This is a genomic window from Roseovarius sp. (genome assembly GCF_965228755.1).
Classification (GTDB): Bacteria; Pseudomonadota; Alphaproteobacteria; order Rhodobacterales; family Rhodobacteraceae; genus Roseovarius.
In genome coordinates this window covers 307,267-325,523 of sequence record NZ_CBDDIG010000013.1, presented here as the reverse complement: position 1 = coordinate 325,523, position 18,257 = coordinate 307,267, and the positions used below count along the sequence as shown (strand labels likewise).

The following is an 18,257-nucleotide window of genomic DNA, read 5'->3' as shown; positions in this document are numbered from 1 at the left end:
GGCCAGCCTTACACGCCATCGTCTGCGTCAATGCGCACAACGTTGGAGTTAACCCACAAGGAAACGTTCATCCGCATCACGGAATTCGCTGTATCGTAGGCCTCTGAGGCGCTGGCAACCTTGGCGATGAACATGCGCTCAGAAGGTGTGCCGCCACTCGGCGCATCGTCAAACACGACGCGGAACGCATAATCGTGGATTTCCTTCTCCGCGGCGATCACGGCCTGCTGTCCTGCGTCGGAGTAGTCGAGCCCGCAGACAACCTCCATCGGCGGCGCATTGCGCGTTCCCTTGAACCGTTTCGTACGATTTTCCCCGATAACATCGATCGTGACTTCGTTTGCCTGATCGCCGAGAGTGCCGAGGGATTCCAGGCTCTTGATCTCGGTCCAGCTGATGGCGTCGAAATCCGACTCCTCGAAGTCACTGGATTTGTCCTCCAGGACACCACCAATATAAAGCTTGGCTCCGGCGGTTGCGTAGATAGTCATGTCATTCACCTTTCTGATAGACGGCGCTCTTCACGTTGCTTGGCGCCGGAGTGACAGGGTGTGCAGAGCGGTTGCCAATTGGCCTGATCCCAGAACAGCGTCTGGTCGCCCTTGTGCGGTTTGATGTGGTCCACCACGGTCGCCTGGGCACCGCAGCGGGCGCAGCGCGGCTTGCGGCGCAGGAACGCCTTGCGGGCTTTCTCCCAGGCACCGGTGTAGCCGCGCTGGCTGGAATTCGGTCGGGTCTTGTCGAAGCGCGCCTTGCGCTCGGCATCCCGTTTTTGCTGGCAGGGGCAACGAACACCGACACCACAACGGTGTCCGCATGAACACAACCTAGGAGGAATTTGCGGCATTGTGCTGCCCCTGCCATTCCTTAGCTCACCGGCGCGTCGGCGGGGTGTCCCTTCACGATCGTCACCCCGGCGGCAATCGAGGTGCCGCTGTTCTTGGTGAGGACCGTGCGGATGTACCGCCGGTAACCGATGTAGCCTTGCTTGTAGACGCTGTTGGCTTCGAGCGTGGCAGGCAGAGTGCCTACGAGGTGCGCGGCGGCAACGTCCGTCCAGCCGGTCGAGCCGTCTTCGCTCTCCTGCAGCGTCGCGGTGAAGTTGCCCGAAGAGACGATGGCCCCGGTGTTGATGACCACCGTCGCCGCGTTGAAGCCCAGCAGGTCGATCGGGTCAGCGGTGTTGGTGGCGGAGAGAACGGCGGGTGCGACCGCCTGAACCACTCCGATATTCGATCCTTGGTCTCGCATGTCAGTTGCTCCTTAGCTGGTCGCCATCTTGAGTTTGCGGAAGCGCGCGGCCTGCAGGACGCGGCCACCAACCCGGCGGGTGGCGTGCATGCGGGTGATGCCCTTGCGGGCCTGCGTGTACGGGTCGGAGAGGATCGACATGGCGAGGCGATCCACGATCCGATAGGCGGAGAAATCGCCGAAGATGATCGGGAATGAACCACTCTCGTAATCGGGCATGTCCACGGCCTCGATCACCGGTCGTCCAAGTAGCGTCTCGGGCTGGCCAGCCTGGAACGATGGTTGCCAAAGAAAGTTTCCGTCGCCATCGGTTAGTTTCCGGATCACGCCCAGCGTGGTGCCGTTCATCATCCACGTACCCGCGTTCCGGTACATTGCCGGAAGCGCGTACATGAGCTCAATCAACTTGTCGGCCGAGAGGGCCGAGGTGGAACCGTTGATGGTCGCCGGGACATCGGCATGGGTCATCAGGCCCTCGGGCTGACCGGAGCCGGTGCCGTTGACGAATGCGGTACCTTCTTTTTTCCCGAAGTCCTCTGCCAGAGCCATACGGACCTCGGCCTCGGCGGTGCCCCCGCTGTCGTTTAGAAGTTCATTCGAAACATCGGTGAAGGTCGTCAGCTTGTGCGGAACCACTTCGAGCTGGCCGAATGTGGGCGCGCTCTCCTCTGATTCCTCGGTCTCGCCTTCCCATTGCGCGTTGGTAACGCCGGTACGCTTGGGATACTTAACAGAGGAGGAGGTGATGCTGCGAACACTGGCAATCGACCGGATAGGCGAGTACTCCACCAGGTCGCGGATGAACTCCGTCGACATCTCCGCCGGCGCGAGATAGCCGGCCTGCGGATCATTTGAAACGGTGAGCGCCTTGATCTCGTCGGGTGGTGTCTGGTTCCCGAGGCGCAGGTAGTTGCCGAACGCCTTCTTCTCGATTTCTGCCTGTTCGTCGGGATCGTCGTCGCCGCCCTTGGCGCGGTTCGACTTTGCCTCGATCTTGTCGAGCCGCTCCTCGAGCTTCGAGGTGTCGGTCTTTTCCTCGATCTCATCGAGCCGCTTGTTCACGGTCTCGGTCAGATCGCCGATGGCTTTCGTGACGATGTCGTTCGGATCGTCGTCGCTGCCATCCTTGAGGGTGAGCGCCGTGCTGCCAAGCAGCTCGGTCTTTTTGATATGTCGCATGTCAGGTCCTTTGTGCGAGCTGCGCCGCAGCGCGTTGAAGGGATGCCGCCAGCGACAGGGCGCGGACGGCGGTTTTTGCGGAGGTCACCCGTGCACCGGGGTGCATCGGGATCACGCAGAGGCTGGCTTCCACGAGATCCAGCTCGGTGATCGTCCGGCCGCCACGGGCGTGCGGGGTGGCCTTCTTGGTGCGGAAGCCGATCGAGATGCCACGCACGGCGCCAGCACGGACCAGGGCGCGCACCTCGCGTGCGCGGGCCACTTCATCCACCAGAAGCCGCCCTTTGAGGCGCAGCCCCTCGGTATCGTCTTCGGCGGTGTCCCACGTGCCAATCGGATCGTTCTGGTCATGCCCGAAGAGCATGGGCAGCGGCAGCGAGGTGTTGGTGAAGGCGCCCTTCTGGATCATGTCGCCGATGCGGTCGGCCTCGGCATACTTCCATGCCAGCCCCTCAATCGTGCCGTCATCCGAGGCGTCCAGCTTGGTTTCGAGATATACGCGTTCCATCAGCCGTCCCTCCGGAATGCAGCTCGGTCAGACGCGAAGCTATCCACCTGCGCCTGTACCCATGTCGCCGCCTTGAGGAGGCGAACGGCGCTGGCATGCGTGAAGGGAAGTGCTTCTCCGCCTTCGCTGATTTCCCAGTCGAGGATGCAGCGGGCCAGGCTGTCGAGCCGGGCACGTTCCCGCGCCTCGGCAGACACGCGGCCCTCGGCATCCGCCACTTCCGCCAGGTCGTCAGCCAGGCGCAGCCGGGCGCGGTTCTGTGTCTCGCTGTCGGGACCGGCCAGCTTGAACCGAATCCCGGTCGACTTGCCGGTCACCGGATCGAGGAGTTCGAACCAGGCGCCGCGCTCCTGGTCGGCGGAGAAGGCGCGGATATCATCAAGCTGCATCGTCGTTCTCCTCGTCGTCGTCGGCATCCTGGTTCCGAGAAGCGTCGGCCGTGATGTTCGGATTCATGAACTGGTTACCGCCCTCGCGCGGCGGCAGGCCGAGCCATTGCCGGCCCTCGTTGGGGTTGATCACTTGCGACGAAATCAGTGAGTTGATCACCGTCGAGCGGGTGTCGAGATCGGCGCGGGTGAGGTCATCGCGATCGAACCGGATGACGTACTGGCCGCGCTCCTCATCGGTGAAGAGCGCCCGGCGCAGGGCGCCCTCAGTGGCCCTCAGCCACGGTTCAAGCGTGTAACTCAGGAACTCCCGGCCCTGCTGTTCCCCGTTGCTCCACGTGGCACGTTCCAGGTCGAACAGCATGGGCGGCGGCACGCGGAAACACCGGGCGATTTCGAGGATCTGGAACTTGCGGTTTTCAAGAAACTGGGCGTCGGTCGAGCTGAAGGTGAATGGCTCGAACTCGGTGCCATCGTAAAGGATCGCGGTCTGCCCCTGCGTATCGGTGCCTTCGTGCGTGGTCCGCCATGCCGCGCGCGCCTTTTTCACCGACTCCTCGGGCATGCCCTTCGGAAACTTCAGCGCGCCAGAGGGCCGGGCCCCGCGCCCGAACAGCTTGGCCGCGTGCAGGTCGAGGGCGATGGCCGTGCCGATGGCCTCGCGGGCCAGCGACAGCGGCGCGCGTCCGAACGGGCTGCGAAGGTGGACCACGTTCGTGGCGGGCACAGGGCGCGCGTCGATCTTGTAGGTGGGCTCGCCCGTGGTGCCGTCGAACTGCACGTCGACCACGCCCCGGCGATACCGGAGGACCTCTCCAATGCGGCCGTCGCCCAGGCGGTTGACATAGGCTGTACCGCCCCGGTCGTCGGACAGCGCGTCGATCACCAGGTCACGCAGGAACTCGAAGCCGCTGGTCCAGTCGTTGGCGCTGTCGCGAAGGAACGTCAGGGCCGGGTGATCGGGCTCCAGGATCTCGGTGCCATCCTTCTCGATGCGCTTCACGCTCACGTCGAGCGTGGCCACGGCCTCGGAGATCACGCGGATCGCAGAGCCGACTGCAGGCACTCGCAGCGCCGCATCCGGCGTGACGGTGACGTTGCCCGATGAGGTCGGCGTGATACCGAAGACAGCGAAGAGGTCATCGCCGGGTTCGGCGAGCCCCTTCGTTTCGATTTTCGGTTTGCTGGTGAACGGCCACATGCCCACAAGGTGGCAGGGACTTTACTCGCCGGGCAGCTAGCAAATGTCAGGTTTTGGAAGGTTTTGGTGGGTATTCGTTGTCGGCGAAAAATCTATTTTTCGCGTATCTTGTGCGCAGCGCCCGGCGCCGGTCCCCTTAAATTATTGAAAAATATAACATACCCCGCCTTCCGCCATCATCTTCTTTGCGCATCGTGACGAAAGAACCAGAAGCTACACAACCAAGTACCATATTGACCATTTATGCGCAAAATTGTATTAATATGCGCATCAATGGAAGGCAGTGCGCATGGCACGAATGAACATCAGTATCCCCGACGAACTCAGAGCACGCATGGATGAGGTGGAGATCGTATCCTGGTCAGGCGTCGCCGCGCGTGCTTTCGAGCTCGAGGTCAACAAAAGGAAAAGGATTACGGATATGGATCACGCACAAATCGTCGACCGACTGAAAGCGAGTTACGCTGTCACTGCGGAAGCAGATTTCAACACTGGCCACGAGGACGGCGTGAAATGGGCTGCAAAAGAAGCCGAAGCTGACCAGCTCATGTGGTTGTCAGAGACCGACGACGCTGTAGATTTGATCTTCGATGGCAAAAGCGATGGCACGCCGTTCGAGGTTAGGCACGAGCACGACATCTTTTTCAAAGATCAGAGCCGTCAATACGCTCGCGGCTTTGTCGCCGGCGCCGTCGAGGTATGGGAAAAGGTAGAGGACGAAGTTCGCTCTCAGTCAACCTACTGAGAGCTCAATAGTTAAATCGAAGGAAAGAAAATGCTCAACATGTTCGTAAACAGCCAGTTCGTCGCGCGCATCATGTTCTCAACAAGCAAAATCATAAAAACCGTCTACCCCCGCATGAACCTGAATTGGGTTTGGGCGCCGCGTATTTCCTATCGCCGTGGTGAGCCATTGCTGCTGGACCGAGTTCCAGCAGGCCGAAGTGGGCGCGGATAAAGCGCTGACGGCATGTCCTACCGCCAGATCGCGGAGGCGGATGGGACTGTAAACAACGACACCGTACGCCGCAACTTAGCTGCCGCAAATGCGGCACCTGACGCCCCCACCAAGATCACCGGCGCTGACGGCAAGAGCTACCCCTCCACCAAGCCGCGCCGGTCGACCTATCAGGAGCCGCCGGAGGCCGACGAAGATGTTGATCCGCACCTGCGGAATTTGGCGGCGATGCGGATCAAGGGCCGGGCGCTGCGCCACTATGCCGAGCTAATGCAGCAGATTGAGCCGGCGACGGGCATGCACAATTCACCGGGGACAAAGAAGGTGGGCGCCCGACCTTTTTCCCGCACCGACGCCGCCCGCGCTGCTGGCATGTCTCCACACCAGCACAAGCAGGCGATGCGGACGGGGAATATCCCGGCCGATCAATTCGAGGACATGTTCGAGCGGGATGACCCGCCGACGGTAAGCGAACTGGCCGACGCAGCCCTCTGCAATAACCACTGTTCACTCACCTGAATTTTTATCTTGAATTTAGCTGCACTGTGAGTAAAACTGCACATGAGTTTTTCGAGGTGATGCAATGAACGTTCTTCGCGACAAGCAGTTCTCTTCCAAGGAATTGGCCGAGATCGCCGATATCCGACCTGCTACTCTTCAAACGTGGATTTCACGGTACGTTGATAGTGCAAAGCCGGAGGACGGGCCGGAAGGTGGTGGCAGTCAGGGCCGGCATCGAACCTTCACAGGTTATGGCGTCGTTCAATACGCCATTGCAGCGCAACTGATCAAAAGCAGCGTATCAACTGAAATGGCACTACGGGCTGGCGCGACATTTGCACATTCCGCGGGGCCATCTTCTGGACAATACGCCCGCATCCCTGGTGTTCCCTTTGTCGACCCGAATGCGAAGGTCGAAACGATGCTTTGCGTCTCGCACAAAGGCTCCACCGCCGTGCCAAGATATGCTGGTTTCGATTGGTGGAAGGAGGCGAATGTCCTCTTGGGAAATCCGGGCGGAGTTTTTGTTCTTCCGGTCGACCGGATCTGGATTGAAACGTGCTGGAAGATGGCACTCGAGCCGAACTCAGTATTGGAAGCTGCAGCCCAAGAACTCGGCATCTGAGCCTCAGAATGATCCCGATAGCCAAGCAAGAGCATATGACCGAACTTCGCGACACTGGATCAATCATTCTCGACACCGGCAAAACGCCGGAGCAGTGGGTTGAGCTGATGTTGGAACGCGGGTTCGAGATCAGCGTGCGAACACTTCGCGAGGGCGCAAAGCGCATTGGAGCGTGCTGCAAGTTTGGCAACGCGATGATTCTTCTACCCGAGCACATCGATCAAATCTTGATGGAGTCGCAACCATGCCGCTCGAAGCATACTCCCGCGGTTCAGTTTACTGGGCCCGAGGCCGCGTCGAATACGAAGGGCGCCCGATCACCGAGTACTACAGAGTCAGCACGGGAGCATCTACAAAAGCGGGCGCGCATGAATGGATCCAACGGGAAACGGAAAGGCAAAGGCGTCGTTACCTCCTTGGAGACGAGGCTGAACAGCTGACGATGGGGGATGCCGTCCAGCTTTACGATGCCAAGCCGGCCGACGCCAAATGCCTTCTCGACATCGTGGACGCTCTTGGAGATGACTTTCTAGAAAAGCCAATTGTCGAAGTGACACCGCGCTATCTCCGCGACCTCGGGTTCCGTCTAAAGCCCAATGCCTCCACCGACACCATGTGGCGAAGCATCGTAACCCCGCTCCGAGCGGTGATAAACAATGCCCATGATCTGGGGAAGTGCCCACCAATCAAGGTCAAGCGGTACACCGATAAGGAACGGATCGACCAAGACCTCAACCGAGGGAAACAAAGCCGGGTAGAGCGCAAACCATCTGACAGAGCGTGGATAGCGGCATTCTGCGCTCATGCCGACGTCCACAACGCTGCCTTGGCGCACTTCATGTTCGAAACGGCTGCGAGAATCGACCAGGCGATTTCCATCCTCCCTGAGCATTTGGACCTTCTGAGAAAGAGAGTTTGGCTGAAAGCCGCGAAAGGCCATCCGGCCCAATGGGTCGATATCTCACACGACATGATGATTGAGCTGGCAAACCTGCCGCCCAAGCGGCCTCTGAACCGCAAAACGGGCAAACGCATGGAAGCTCGGGTGTTCGGCTATGCCACCCCCACAGGATACCGCAAACGATGGCTGACGATCTGTCGCGACGCCGGTATTGCACCACTTTCCGCCCACGCTGCCGGCCGGCACGGCTTCTACACTGAGTTGCGCGTGAGGCAGGGTGTAGATCCAGTGTCAGCCGCCAAGGCAGGCCGCTGGAAATCAGTCTCTCTGCCCGACCAGATTTACGCCCACGCGGAGGATGATCAAGCCATGCTGCGCGAGCAAATTCGTACAGGACGCGTACAGCGTACTGAAGATGAAACCGGTATCCCCCTGAAACAGAAAGGAAAATGAGATGATAAACGATACCCTCCTAAGGGGCAGGTTGCAGGTTCGAATCCTGCCGGGGTCGCCAGCGCCCCTTGCCGCTATCGGGACTGGACGTGGATGACCTGGCATTTCCAGTTGCTGGCCTTGAAGAAGCTCTTGTCGGCGGAGAAATGGGGGGCGGCGCGGGCGCGGGTCTCGTTGGACACCTTCTGGCACTTGCCGAGCGCATCGGCGGCCGCGCCCTTGCTGGTGGCGTTGTTGCCGGAATAGGCCGCCGCGCCGAAGGGCGCGATGGCGAAGGCGCCGAAGCCCCCGGGAGAGGTCGATTTCAGATAGGCCCGGAACATGGCGGAGGCGGAGCTGTTGAGCGTGGTCTGACCACTTGACCGGCTGTATCCATGGGCGGTGACATAGCCGTAATCCTTGCAATGCGACGGCACCCGGGATTCGCTGCGGCAGAGCGACATGGCGCGGGCGCGGGCGAACTTCAGCGAGTGGACATTGGCGATCCCGCCCCACGTGCCTTCGGCCCGGTTGTAGACGAAGGCGCCGAAATACGAGGCCTGGGCCATTTCGACGAAGTTGAGCGTGGCCTCGGGCGACATGAATTCGTCGGTGAGGATCTCGACCTCGGCGCTGGGGCCGCCGACGAAGATGTCGGCCGCGGCCGGGGCCGAAAGGGAAAGGAGCGTGGCGAGGGCGGCACCGAAGCGCCAGGCGCGTTTGCGGTCACGTATTCCGGATGTCATGTGGGCCCCGCCTTCTGTCAAATTCCCTTGCGGAAAGGTAAGGTTGCACGGGCGGCACGGGCCCGCAACCTTTCGGGGAACAGAAAGCCACCTTTCACCGGGACAAAGGCGAAAAGCGTTGCCGTCGGGACGCAGGCCGGGCGGCGGGGCGCCCGGCGGACCGCGATCAGATCACCCGGATCACGTCCTTGTCGATGGCCAGCATGTAGCCGCGGCGGGCGATGTTCTTGACCAGAAGTTCCGAGATCATCTGGTTGCCCAGCGTGTCGCGCAGGCGCTTGATGCGGGTGGCGCCCGCGGCTTCCTCGCAGTCTTCCTTGGAGCGGCCGGAGATGACCGATTCGATCTCGGCGCCGGTGAGCACGTCGTCGTCCATCCGGGCCTCGGCCAGCACGGCCAGGGTTTCCATCGCCGCCTCGGTCAGCTTGAAGCCCATGTTGTTGAGGTAGACGGTGTTCTCGTCCCGGCTGATCAGGAGCGAGCTGACCTGGATGCCCGAGCGCTCGATCTGGGCCATGCGGCGGTTGAGCGCCACCAGCATCACGAGGAAGACCAGCGCAGCGATCAGCAGCGCCGTGGCGAAGACCAGCAGCACGAAGATGACGATGCGATAGCTGGTCAGCGTTTCGGAAAAGGCGGTGCCCGAGAGGGCGAGGATTTCCAGCAGCTTGATCTCGGCCTCGGCCGTCAGCGCGTCGTTCTCGACGAAGATACGCTCGACCCGGGCGTTGAAGGCGTTGCCGTCGGGCAGGGTCAGGAACAGGAAGACGGCGGTCATTGACAGGATCGTCACGATGGCGATGACGCCGCCCACCACAACGCGGCTGCCCGAGCGGCGCGCATCCGCGGCCAATCCTGTATCGTCTGTCACCACTGGCGTGCCCCCATCGTCACATCACGTCATCCCATTACCGTCACTCTTCGCGCACCGACAGAATCTTGAGCAGGGTCAGCCCTTTCCCGGCAAGGATTGGCCGAAGTTGCGCCTGGGCGGTTGCAGGGTTGCACGGGCCGGGCACGACCGCTACTTCGAAGAACAGCTCGAGCGGGTTGTCGCGCTTGGCCTTGTATTCGACACGACAGGCGGCCTGGGCCGATGCGGCGGCAGACAGCGCGAGACCTGCGCTAAGCAGGCATATGATGAGGGTTCGTTTCATGGCGCCAACATGCGCCGAACCCTGCGGCTATTCAATAACGGCCTGCCGGAAATGGGCTTTTCCGGACGTGTTATCGGATAACGGCGTGGCGATATTGCCTGTCAGAGGGGGGTGGGCGCAGGATTCGGGGCATGACCGGCATCGCTGGCGATCGCGAGGTCGGATGTAATGGTAACCCCTGCCTGAAAGGAGGCCCCGATGCCATTCAAACGCTTCATCACCTCGATCATGGCCGCCGCCATGGCGCTGACGGTGCTGTCATCCGCGCCGGCGCGCGCGGATAACGACACCGCCAAGATCATCGCCGGTGCCGCCGCGCTGGCGATCATCGGCATGGCCATCGCGGACGCCAACGACAACGACGGCTATTACGTCTCGCGGCACGGCTATGACCCGTACCGGGCACAGCGCCTGCGGCAGCACAACCGATGGGTTCAGCAGCAGCGCGTCCGGCAGCACAATCGCTGGGTCCGGCAGCAACGGTATCAGCGGCAACGGTATCACCGCCATGACCGGTATTGCGATCACGATTACGGGCACAGCCATCGCCGCAACTGGTAACCGGCGGCTCCATCGCGCATTGGGGAGAGAGGGCTTCGGCCCTCTCTTTCCGTTTGGCGGGTGGGGCGGAGCGACGCGGGGCGACAAGGGGCGGCAGCGGCAAAGAGCCCTTTGCATTTCCCCGGGCAACATGCTTTCTGCCCGTATGACCGGGCCAGACTACACCATGGAACTCGACCTGCTGGGCCAGGGCGCGCTGCGCGTGGCCGGGGTCGACGAGGCGGGGCGCGGGCCGCTGGCGGGGCCAGTGACCGCCTGCGCCGTGGTGCTTGAGCGGGATTGCATCCCCGAGGGGCTGGACGATTCCAAGAAGCTGACCGCCCAACGGCGCGCCGAGCTGCACGATCAGATCATGGCCTGTGCCGAGGTGTCGGTGGCCCATGCCAGCGTCGAGGAGATCGACGAGATCAACATCCTGCGGGCCGCGCACCTGGCGATGGAGCGGGCACTGGCCGGGCTGAGCCGGCCGGCCTGCATGGCGCTGATCGACGGCAACATGATTCCCCGGAACTGTGGCGGCCCGGCGCGGGCGGTGATCCGCGGAGACGGGCTGTGCGTGTCGATCGCTGCCGCGTCGATTGTGGCGAAAACCCGGCGCGATCGCATCATGTGGGATTTGGCGCAACAGTTTCCCGGATACGGCTGGGAGACCAATGCCGGCTATGGCTCGAAAAGCCACATGGCCGCGCTTCAAAATCTCGGTGTGACCCCACACCATAGGCGTTCGTTCAAACCGGTACACAATATCTTGTATCAAGTTAAATCAGTAACCTCCTGATTCAAAAAAGAAATTGACGCCGAATCGGGTTTGACTCATCTTCGGAGCCAACAACTCAGAGCGCATGAAGCGCCGGGACAGAGGCAGACAATGACGAAGATGACCAAGGTTGCGAGCGCGCCCGCGCTTCCGCTCAACACGATCCTTGCCGGCGATTGCATCGAGGTGATGAATGGCCTGCCGGAGGCCAGCGTCGACCTGATCTTTGCCGATCCCCCCTACAACCTGCAATTGCGGGGCGACCTGCACCGGCCGGATAACAGCCAGGTGGATGCGGTCGACGATGCGTGGGACCAGTTCGCCAGTTTCGAGGTCTATGACAAGTTCACCCGCGCATGGCTGGCCGCCGCGCGGCGCCTGCTGAAACCCAACGGGGCGATCTGGGTCATCGGCTCCTATCACAACATCTTCCGGGTCGGCGCGGCGCTGCAGGATTCGGGGTTCTGGATCCTCAACGACGTGATCTGGCGCAAGTCCAACCCGATGCCGAATTTCCGCGGCAAGCGGTTCACCAACGCGCATGAGACAATGATCTGGGCCTCGAAGGAGGAAGGCGCGAAATACACGTTCAATTACGAGGCGCTGAAATCGCTGAACGAAGGCATCCAGATGCGGTCGGACTGGGTTCTGCCGCTGTGCACGGGCCATGAGCGGCTGAAGGACGAGAACGGCGACAAGGCGCACCCGACGCAGAAACCCGAGGGGCTGTTGCACCGGGTGCTGGTGGGCGCGACCAATCCGGGTGACGTGGTGCTCGACCCGTTCTTCGGCACCGGCACGACCGGCGCCGTGGCCAAGATGCTGGGCCGCGACTACATCGGCATCGAGCGCGAGGAGAGCTATCGCAAGGTCGCCGAGAAGCGCCTGGCCAACACCCGCCGCTATGACCGGGCGGCGCTGGAGGTTTCGGCCTCGAAGCGGGCCGCGCCGCGCGTGCCGTTCGGGCAGCTGATCGAACGCGGGATGCTGCGCCCGGGCGAGGAACTGTATTCCCTGAACAACCGCCACAAGGCCAAGGTGCGCGCCGACGGCACGCTTGTGGGCGACGACGTGAAGGGCTCGATTCACCAGGTGGGCGCCGCGCTGGAAGGCGCACCAAGCTGCAACGGCTGGACCTATTGGTGCATCAAGCGCGACGGGAAGAAGGTGCCGATCGACATCTTCCGCCAGCAGATCCGGGCGGAGATGGGCGACAGGCCCAACTAAGCCCCTTACCGAAATCCGAAGAACACCGCCGGTGCCTGTGGCCTGACATTGCAGGCACTCAACTGTGACCCCCGCCTTGTTGGCGGGGGCTTTTTTTATGCGCGACGGGGGAAGCCGGGATCGGCAAGGATGCGCGGCCTTATCCCCTGACCAGCACCGCGCCCCGGGGCACGTGGACGTTGCACGGCCCCGGCGGCGGCTGGTGGCCCGGGGGGCGGTCCGGATACCAGACACGGCAAAGCCCCGGCGGCGGCATGGCCCCGCGCGGGATGTTGTAGCCGGCCTGGTTCTGCCAGGGCCGCGACGCACGGCGGCCGGGCGAAAGCACCTCGACGAGCACACCGCTTGCCGCGTCGATCAGCACGCGCGAGCCGTCATTGGCCGCCGCATACCAGAGGCCGTGCTCGAGCGGGCGGCCGTAGTCGCGGTAATAGGCCTCCGGCCCGAGCAGGCGGTAGAGGTCGCGCGGGATGTAGTTGCCCTGAACGAAGGCATCGCGCTGGCCGTCGTTGTAGCCGTCCCAGTAGGCGCCGCCGTCGTTCCACCCCTGGGCCGAGGCGCTGCCTGCCGCCAGGGCCAGGGATGCGAGCACCGCGAGGGCGGCGGAGCGGTTGAATGTGAGCATGGTCGGACCTCCTGGCTGATGCTGCGGGACTGGCCATCAGTCTAGCGCGAACCGGGGGCGCGTCAGCGGGTCGGCCATTTCTCGGCAGGCGCCTGCCGAAGCGGCCGTGGCGGCGCGCGGCTTCTGGCCGATGGGGCGGGACGTGGTCGCCATTGCCCGACGACCGCCCCCTGCCCTATCCTGTCGCGTGTCACGCGAAGGAAGGACCGCCCCCATGCTGATGCAATGGCTCGAAGGGCTCAGCTATGTCGTCACCGTGCTCGGCTTTCCGATCGCGATCTTCGTGATCGTCCGAGAGGAGCGGCTGCGGCGGATCAACGAGGAGCACGAGCTGCACCGCAACCTGACACAGGAATATGACGGCTTCCTGCGGCTGGTGATGGACAATGCCGACCTGCTGCTGATGAGCCGGGCCGCGCCGAAGACCACGCTGACCGACGAACAGAAGGAGCGGCGGGAGATCGTGTTCGAGATGCTCGTCTCGCTGTTCGAGAAGGCCTATATCATCCTGCATTCCGAGCACCTGACGGGCGACGCGAAGCGGCGCTGGCTGTCGTGGGAGGATGACATGATCGACTGGCTGCGCCGCACCGATTTCCGCGCCGCGCTGCCCCGGCTTCTGGAGGGCGAGGATGACGCGTTCAGCCGCTATATTACCGGGCTGACGGAGAAGGCGGACCGGCGCGGGCCCTATTCCCCGTAGGGCACCCAGACGGTTTTCACCTCAGTCGCCTGGTCGAGGAATTCGCGGCCCTCGGCGTCGGGGGCGAACCAGTCGCGCGAGAGGCGGTTGTTGACCCAGGTGCGTTTGAGGTTGCCGGCGCTGGCGCGTTCGATGTCCCCCGAGATGTCGGAGGAGGAGAAGGACCAGGTGGCGTCGATATCGGCGTGGCCGGCGAGGTGGGGGGCAAGCTCGGCATGGGAGCCGGTGAGGATGTTCGCCACGCCGCCCGGCACGTCGGACGTTTCCAGCACCTGCACGAATTCGAGCGCCGAAAGCGGGAAGGGTTCCGAGGCCAGAAGCACCGCGCGGTTGCCCATGGCCATGGCCGGCCCGAGAACGGAGACGAGCCCGAGGAGCGGCGCCTCGTCGGGGCAGATGGCGCCGATCACGCCCACGGGCGCGCGCATCGCCAGCGCCATGCCGCGGAGGGGGACGCCGTGGGCCTGCCCGTCGAACTTGTCGGCCCAGGCGGCATAGGTGAAAAGGCGGGTGATGGCGGTCTCGACTTCCTTCTTGCCGGTGCGGGTGCCGGTCTGGGCGTCGATCTGCGCGGCGAAATCGGTGGCGCGGGCCGAGAGGTTCTCGGCCATGTAATAGAGGATCTGGGCGCGGGCATGGCCGGGGGTCGAGGCCCACGCGGAGGCGCCGCGCGCCGCCTCGACCGCGTTGCGGATATCCTTGCGGTTGGCGATGGGCACCTGGCCGAGCAACTTGCCGCTGCGGGAGTGGATGGCGCGGGAATAGCCGCCGTCGGGCCGGGCCTGCTTGCCGCCGATATAGAGCTTGGGAGTGCGGTCGATGCCTTCATCCGGATCGCCATTGCCGGGGAAGGGTTCGATGGGTTTGAGTTTCTTCACGGTGCCCGACGGCCTGAGATAGGCCGACAACCCCTCCCACCCGCCTTCGCGGCCGAAGCCGCTTTCGCGCACCCCGCCGAAGGGGGCGGCGGCGTCGAACATGTTGGTGCCGTTGACCCAGACCACGCCGGCCGCCAGCTTGGGGGCCACGTCGAGCGCGAGGTTGAGGTTCTCGGACCACACCGAGGCCGCCAGCCCGTAGCGGGTGTTGTTGGCCAGCTGCACCGCCTCGGCCGGCGTGCGGAAGGTGGTGCCGACGAGGACGGGGCCGAAGATCTCTTCCTGCATCAGCGGGTCGGCGGGGGACAGGCCGGTGATCAGCGTGGGCGGGTAGAAGGCGCCGGTTTGCGGGGTGTCGATGTTGGCGCGGTAGGTCTGACCGCTGTCGCAAGCGGCGACCATGTCGGCCACGCGGTCGCGCTGCACCGGGTCGACCATGGCGCCGATGTCGATGCACTTGTCGAGCGGGTTGCCCATGCGCAGGTTGGCCATGCGGTGGCGCAGCTTGTCGTGGAAGCGGTCGGCGATGCCTTCCTGCACCAGCAGGCGGGAACCGGCGCAGCAGACCTGACCCTGGTTGAACCAGATGGCATCGACGAGACCTTCGACCGCGCTGTCGAGGTCGGCATCGTCGAAAACCACGTAGGGCGACTTGCCGCCCAGTTCGAGGGTGAGCGCCTTGCCCTGCCCTGCCGTCACCTCGCGGATGCGTCGGCCGACGGTGGTGGAGCCGGTGAACGCGACCTTGTCGATGCCGTCATGGGCGACGATCATTTCGCCGACCGAGCCATCGCCGGTGACAATGTTCACCACGCCCTTCGGCAGCCCCGCCTGCCGGCAGATATCGGCGAAGAGCAACGCCGTGAGCGAGGTCCATTCCGCGGGTTTCAGGACCACGGTATTGCCCGCCGCCAGCGCCGGGGCGATCTTCCACGACAACATGAGGAGCGGGAAGTTCCACGGGATCACCTGCCCGCAGACCCCGAGCGCCTGCTGGCCGGGCCTTTCACTTTCCAGAAGCTGGGCAAGGCCGGCGTGGAAGTAGAAATGCCGCTGGGCCAGCGGCACGTCGATGTCACGCGCCTCGCGGATGGGTTTGCCATTGTCGAGGGTTTCGAGCACGGCGAAGAGGCGGGCGTGTTTCTGCAGGAGCCTGGCCAGCGCGTAGAGGTACCGGGCCCGGCCGGGCCCGCCGAGGCGTTCCCACCTGCCCTGCGCCTTGCGGGCCGCCGCCACCGCCGCGTCGACATCCGCCGCGCTGGCCTGTGTCAGCGTTGCCAGCACCTCGCCGGTGGCGGGGTTCTTCGAGTCGAACCCCTCGCCCGGCTCGGTGAAGGCGCCGTCGATGAAATGGCCGAACCGGTCGCCCTGGTCGACCAGCCAGGCATAGGCGTCGGCGGCGCTTTCCGGGGCCGAACCATACGCCATCGTATCGTATATGTCGCGAACGCTCATGGCTTCTTCTTGGTCCAAATATCCAAATGGCGCAACGTCGGCCCCGCGCGATCACGCAACGGCATGGCGCCACCCGGCAGAGTAATCGCCCGTTACGTGATGCTCCAACTGCCGCTCGATATCGCCCAGTAGCGACGACGCGCCGAAGCGGAAGAGGTCGGGCCGCAGCCAGCGGTCGCCAAGTTCCTCCTTGATCATCGAGAGGTAGACGAGCGCGTCCTTCGCCTTGGATATCCCGCCCGCCGGTTTGTAGCCGACGCGCCAGCCAGTGGCGGCGTGGTACTCGCGGATGGCGCGCAGCATGACCAGCGTCACCGGCAGGGTGGCGTTGACGCTTTCCTTGCCGGTCGACGTCTTGATGAAATCCGCCCCCGCCATCATGCAGACCAGCGAGGCGCGCGCGACGTTGCGGAGCGAGCCCAGCTCGCCTGTGGCGAGGATGGCCTTCACGTGCGCCTCACCGCAGGCCTCGCGAAAGGCGCGCATTTCGTCGTAGAGCGCCTGCCAGTTGCCGGTCAGGACGTGGCGGCGGGAGATGACGATGTCAATCTCGCGGGCGCCGGCGGCGGTGCTGGCCTCGATTTCCGCGACGCGCAGGGGGAAGGGCGAGAGGCCCGCCGGGAAGCCGGTGGAGACGGCGGCGACGGGGATGTTGGTGCCTTGCAGGGCGGCGACGGCGGGGGCGACCATCTCGTGGTAGACGCAGATGGCGCCGACGGTGAGGCCGTCCATCCCCAGCGCCTCGAGCAGGTCGTGTCGGACCGGCTGGCGCGCCTTGGCGCAGAGGCGGCGGACGCGGCCCTCGGTGTCGTCGCCCGAGAGCGTGGTCAGGTCGATGCAGGAGATGGCGCGGCAGAGCCATGCCGCCTGGTGGTCCTTCTTGACGGTGCGGCGGCCCGGCAGGGTTTTGGCGCGGCGTTCGATGGCGGAGGTGTTGGCCTGGACCGAGCGGAGCCAGGCCATATCCAGCGGCAGGCCCGCGTTGCGCGGCTCGACCGCCTGCGGCAGGTGCATCTGCGCGGGGTCGGTTTGCGTCGGTGAAGGGGCATCCTGCGTGTCGCTCATGGGGGAAGCGTGGCACGGGGCCCGGCCCTTGGCAAGCCGGCCGCCACGGCAGGCCGCGACGGTTTCGGCGGGGGAATGCCGGGCAAAATGAGAATAAGTCGCAACTGCATTGACTTTTTGCGAATGACTCGCATATTCATGAGCCAAGGCAACCGAAAGGACCGCGATTCATGCTGACCCTGCGACGTCACTTCCTTGGACTGATCCTTGCCGGTACGGCGCTGGCCGCGGGCCCGCTGCAGGCCGCCGAGGAGAAAATCGGCGTGGTCGCCACGACCGGCATGATCGCCGATGCCGCGCGGCAGGTGGGCGGCGAGCTGGTCGAGGTGCAGGGGCTGATGGGCCCCGGCGTCGACCCGCATTCCTATCGCCAGACGCGCACCGATATCGTTGCGCTCACGCGCGCCGACCTCGTGCTGTGGCACGGGCTGTACCTCGAGGCGCAGATGGAAGAGCTGCTGCTGAAGCTCGGGGAGCGCGGCAATGTCGTCGCCGTGGGCGAGGCCGTGCCGGTGGACGAGCGGATCGGCCACGAGGATTACGAGAACAAGTTCGACCCCCACGTCTGGATGGTCCCGGAGCTGTGGGCGCACGTGGTGCGCGGGGTGGAAACGGCGCTGGCCGCGACCGCGCCGGAGCATGCGGAGGTGTTTGCCGCGAATGCCGAGGCGCACCTGGCGGAGATCGAGCGGCTGGGCGCCTATGCCCGCGAAAGGCTCGCCACCGTGCCCGAGCCCGCCCGGGTGCTGCTGACCGCGCATGACGCGTTCGGCTATTTCGGGCGGAGCTATGGTTACGAGGTCGTCGGCATCCAGGGGATATCGACCGAATCCGAGGCCGGGCTGGACCGGATCAGGACGCTGGTCGATATGCTGGTCGAGCGGCAGATCGGGGCGGTGTTCGTGGAAAGCTCGGTCTCCGACCGGAACATGCGCGCGCTGGTCGAAGGCGCCGCGGCGCAGGGCCACGAGGTGAAGATCGGCGGCGAGCTGTTTTCCGACGCGATGGGCAAGCCGGGCACCTACGAGGGCACCTATATCGGGATGATCGACCATAACGTGAGCACCATCGCCGGGGCGCTGGGGGGCGACGTGCCCGAGCGCGGGATGACCGGCAAGCTGGCGGCGGGGAGCTGAGG

Annotated in this window: 23 protein-coding genes; 10 read left to right on the top strand and 13 right to left on the bottom strand. The window is 64.0% G+C overall.

Translation table 11 applies throughout. The features are described 5' to 3' along the window. Positions 1-8: 8 nt before the first annotated feature. The 7 genes from ACO07J_RS19905 to ACO07J_RS19875 are packed head-to-tail and all read right to left on the bottom strand — an operon-like array spanning position 9 to position 4,528. Positions 9-491 (bottom strand): hypothetical protein, encoded by a 483-nt coding sequence (locus ACO07J_RS19905; protein ID WP_422032204.1) that lies wholly within the window; start codon positions 489-491, stop codon positions 9-11. Between the two features lie 5 nt (positions 492-496). Beyond that, positions 497-847: an HNH endonuclease signature motif containing protein gene (locus ACO07J_RS19900; RefSeq protein WP_350095600.1), complete on the bottom strand. Its 351-nt coding sequence runs from the start codon at positions 845-847 to the stop codon at positions 497-499. Between the two features lie 20 nt (positions 848-867). Continuing rightward, a complete protein-coding gene (locus ACO07J_RS19895; protein ID WP_422032202.1) occupies positions 868-1,251 on the bottom strand; it encodes a hypothetical protein in 384 nt (127 codons plus the stop codon). A 12-nt stretch (positions 1,252-1,263) separates the two neighbouring features. After that, on the bottom strand, positions 1,264-2,430 hold the full coding sequence (locus tag ACO07J_RS19890; RefSeq protein ID WP_422032200.1) for a phage major capsid protein: 1,167 nt from the start codon (positions 2,428-2,430) through the stop codon (positions 1,264-1,266). A gap of 1 nt (position 2,431) precedes the next feature. Beyond that, positions 2,432-2,938 carry an HK97 family phage prohead protease gene (locus ACO07J_RS19885; protein WP_422032198.1) on the bottom strand — a complete coding sequence of 169 codons (507 nt, stop codon included), beginning with the start codon at positions 2,936-2,938 and terminating at the stop codon, positions 2,432-2,434. Then, positions 2,938-3,327 carry a hypothetical protein gene (locus tag ACO07J_RS19880; protein WP_422032197.1) on the bottom strand — a complete coding sequence of 130 codons (390 nt, stop codon included), beginning with the start codon at positions 3,325-3,327 and terminating at the stop codon, positions 2,938-2,940. The genes ACO07J_RS19885 and ACO07J_RS19880 overlap by 1 nt, the downstream gene beginning before the upstream one ends. Next, positions 3,317-4,528 (bottom strand): phage portal protein, encoded by a 1,212-nt coding sequence (locus ACO07J_RS19875; protein ID WP_422032195.1) that lies wholly within the window; start codon positions 4,526-4,528, stop codon positions 3,317-3,319. The genes ACO07J_RS19880 and ACO07J_RS19875 overlap by 11 nt, the downstream gene beginning before the upstream one ends. 289 nt (positions 4,529-4,817) lie before the next feature. On the opposite strand from ACO07J_RS19875, the gene ACO07J_RS19870 reads away from it, so the two are divergent. From ACO07J_RS19870 to ACO07J_RS19850, 5 genes are all read left to right on the top strand, one after another. Then, positions 4,818-5,273, top strand: coding sequence for a hypothetical protein (locus tag ACO07J_RS19870; protein WP_422032193.1), 456 nt, complete (start codon positions 4,818-4,820; stop codon positions 5,271-5,273). A gap of 30 nt (positions 5,274-5,303) precedes the next feature. Then, positions 5,304-5,486, top strand: coding sequence for a hypothetical protein (locus tag ACO07J_RS19865; protein ID WP_422032191.1), 183 nt, complete (start codon positions 5,304-5,306; stop codon positions 5,484-5,486). Positions 5,487-5,498: 12 nt separating this feature from the next. Further along, entirely contained in the window at positions 5,499-6,005 is a 507-nt protein-coding gene (locus ACO07J_RS19860; protein WP_422032189.1) for a hypothetical protein, read from the top strand. A gap of 64 nt (positions 6,006-6,069) precedes the next feature. Next, the gene (locus tag ACO07J_RS19855) at positions 6,070-6,612 is read left to right on the top strand and encodes a hypothetical protein (RefSeq protein WP_422032187.1); all 543 of its coding nucleotides are present in this window, start codon (positions 6,070-6,072) and stop codon (positions 6,610-6,612) included. Between the two features lie 244 nt (positions 6,613-6,856). After that, complete coding sequence (locus tag ACO07J_RS19850; RefSeq protein WP_422032185.1) at positions 6,857-7,966, top strand: tyrosine-type recombinase/integrase; 1,110 nt, start codon at positions 6,857-6,859, stop codon at positions 7,964-7,966. 74 nt (positions 7,967-8,040) lie between these two features. On the opposite strand, the gene ACO07J_RS19845 is transcribed toward ACO07J_RS19850, so the two are convergent. The 3 genes from ACO07J_RS19845 to ACO07J_RS19835 all read right to left on the bottom strand — a co-directional run bounded on the left by ACO07J_RS19845 (position 8,041) and on the right by ACO07J_RS19835 (position 9,848). Next, on the bottom strand, positions 8,041-8,691 hold the full coding sequence (locus ACO07J_RS19845; RefSeq protein WP_422032183.1) for a hypothetical protein: 651 nt from the start codon (positions 8,689-8,691) through the stop codon (positions 8,041-8,043). Positions 8,692-8,857: 166 nt separating this feature from the next. Next, a complete protein-coding gene (locus tag ACO07J_RS19840) occupies positions 8,858-9,562 on the bottom strand; it encodes a winged helix-turn-helix domain-containing protein (RefSeq protein ID WP_422032181.1) in 705 nt (234 codons plus the stop codon). 43 nt (positions 9,563-9,605) lie between these two features. After that, complete coding sequence (locus ACO07J_RS19835) at positions 9,606-9,848, bottom strand: hypothetical protein (protein ID WP_422032179.1); 243 nt, start codon at positions 9,846-9,848, stop codon at positions 9,606-9,608. Positions 9,849-10,046: 198 nt separating this feature from the next. Here ACO07J_RS19835 and ACO07J_RS19830 point away from each other — a divergent pair, with 198 nt between their 5' ends. The 3 genes from ACO07J_RS19830 (at position 10,047) to ACO07J_RS19820 (ending at position 12,393) form a co-directional block, all read left to right on the top strand. After that, positions 10,047-10,409: a hypothetical protein gene (locus tag ACO07J_RS19830; protein ID WP_422032177.1), complete on the top strand. Its 363-nt coding sequence runs from the start codon at positions 10,047-10,049 to the stop codon at positions 10,407-10,409. A gap of 145 nt (positions 10,410-10,554) precedes the next feature. Next, on the top strand, positions 10,555-11,187 hold the full coding sequence (locus ACO07J_RS19825; protein ID WP_422033460.1) for a ribonuclease HII: 633 nt from the start codon (positions 10,555-10,557) through the stop codon (positions 11,185-11,187). A 90-nt stretch (positions 11,188-11,277) separates the two neighbouring features. Beyond that, positions 11,278-12,393: a site-specific DNA-methyltransferase gene (locus tag ACO07J_RS19820; RefSeq protein WP_422032175.1), complete on the top strand. Its 1,116-nt coding sequence runs from the start codon at positions 11,278-11,280 to the stop codon at positions 12,391-12,393. 139 nt (positions 12,394-12,532) lie between these two features. On the opposite strand, the gene ACO07J_RS19815 is transcribed toward ACO07J_RS19820, so the two are convergent. Then, positions 12,533-13,018, bottom strand: a complete 486-nt coding sequence (locus ACO07J_RS19815) for a hypothetical protein (protein ID WP_422032173.1) — start codon at positions 13,016-13,018, stop codon at positions 12,533-12,535. 214 nt (positions 13,019-13,232) lie between these two features. On the opposite strand from ACO07J_RS19815, the gene ACO07J_RS19810 reads away from it, so the two are divergent. After that, complete coding sequence (locus ACO07J_RS19810; protein ID WP_422032171.1) at positions 13,233-13,721, top strand: hypothetical protein; 489 nt, start codon at positions 13,233-13,235, stop codon at positions 13,719-13,721. Here the strand turns inward: ACO07J_RS19810 and ACO07J_RS19805 are convergent. Beyond that, positions 13,709-16,054, bottom strand: coding sequence for an aldehyde dehydrogenase family protein (locus tag ACO07J_RS19805; RefSeq protein ID WP_422032169.1), 2,346 nt, complete (start codon positions 16,052-16,054; stop codon positions 13,709-13,711). The genes ACO07J_RS19810 and ACO07J_RS19805 overlap by 13 nt on opposite strands. Positions 16,055-16,105: 51 nt before the next feature. Then, positions 16,106-17,119: a deoxyribose-phosphate aldolase gene (gene deoC / locus ACO07J_RS19800; RefSeq protein WP_422032167.1), complete on the bottom strand. Its 1,014-nt coding sequence runs from the start codon at positions 17,117-17,119 to the stop codon at positions 16,106-16,108. 170 nt (positions 17,120-17,289) lie between these two features. Here deoC and ACO07J_RS19795 point away from each other — a divergent pair, with 170 nt between their 5' ends. After that, complete coding sequence (locus ACO07J_RS19795) at positions 17,290-18,255, top strand: metal ABC transporter solute-binding protein, Zn/Mn family (protein WP_422032165.1); 966 nt, start codon at positions 17,290-17,292, stop codon at positions 18,253-18,255. The last annotated feature ends 2 nt before the right edge of the window (positions 18,256-18,257 follow it).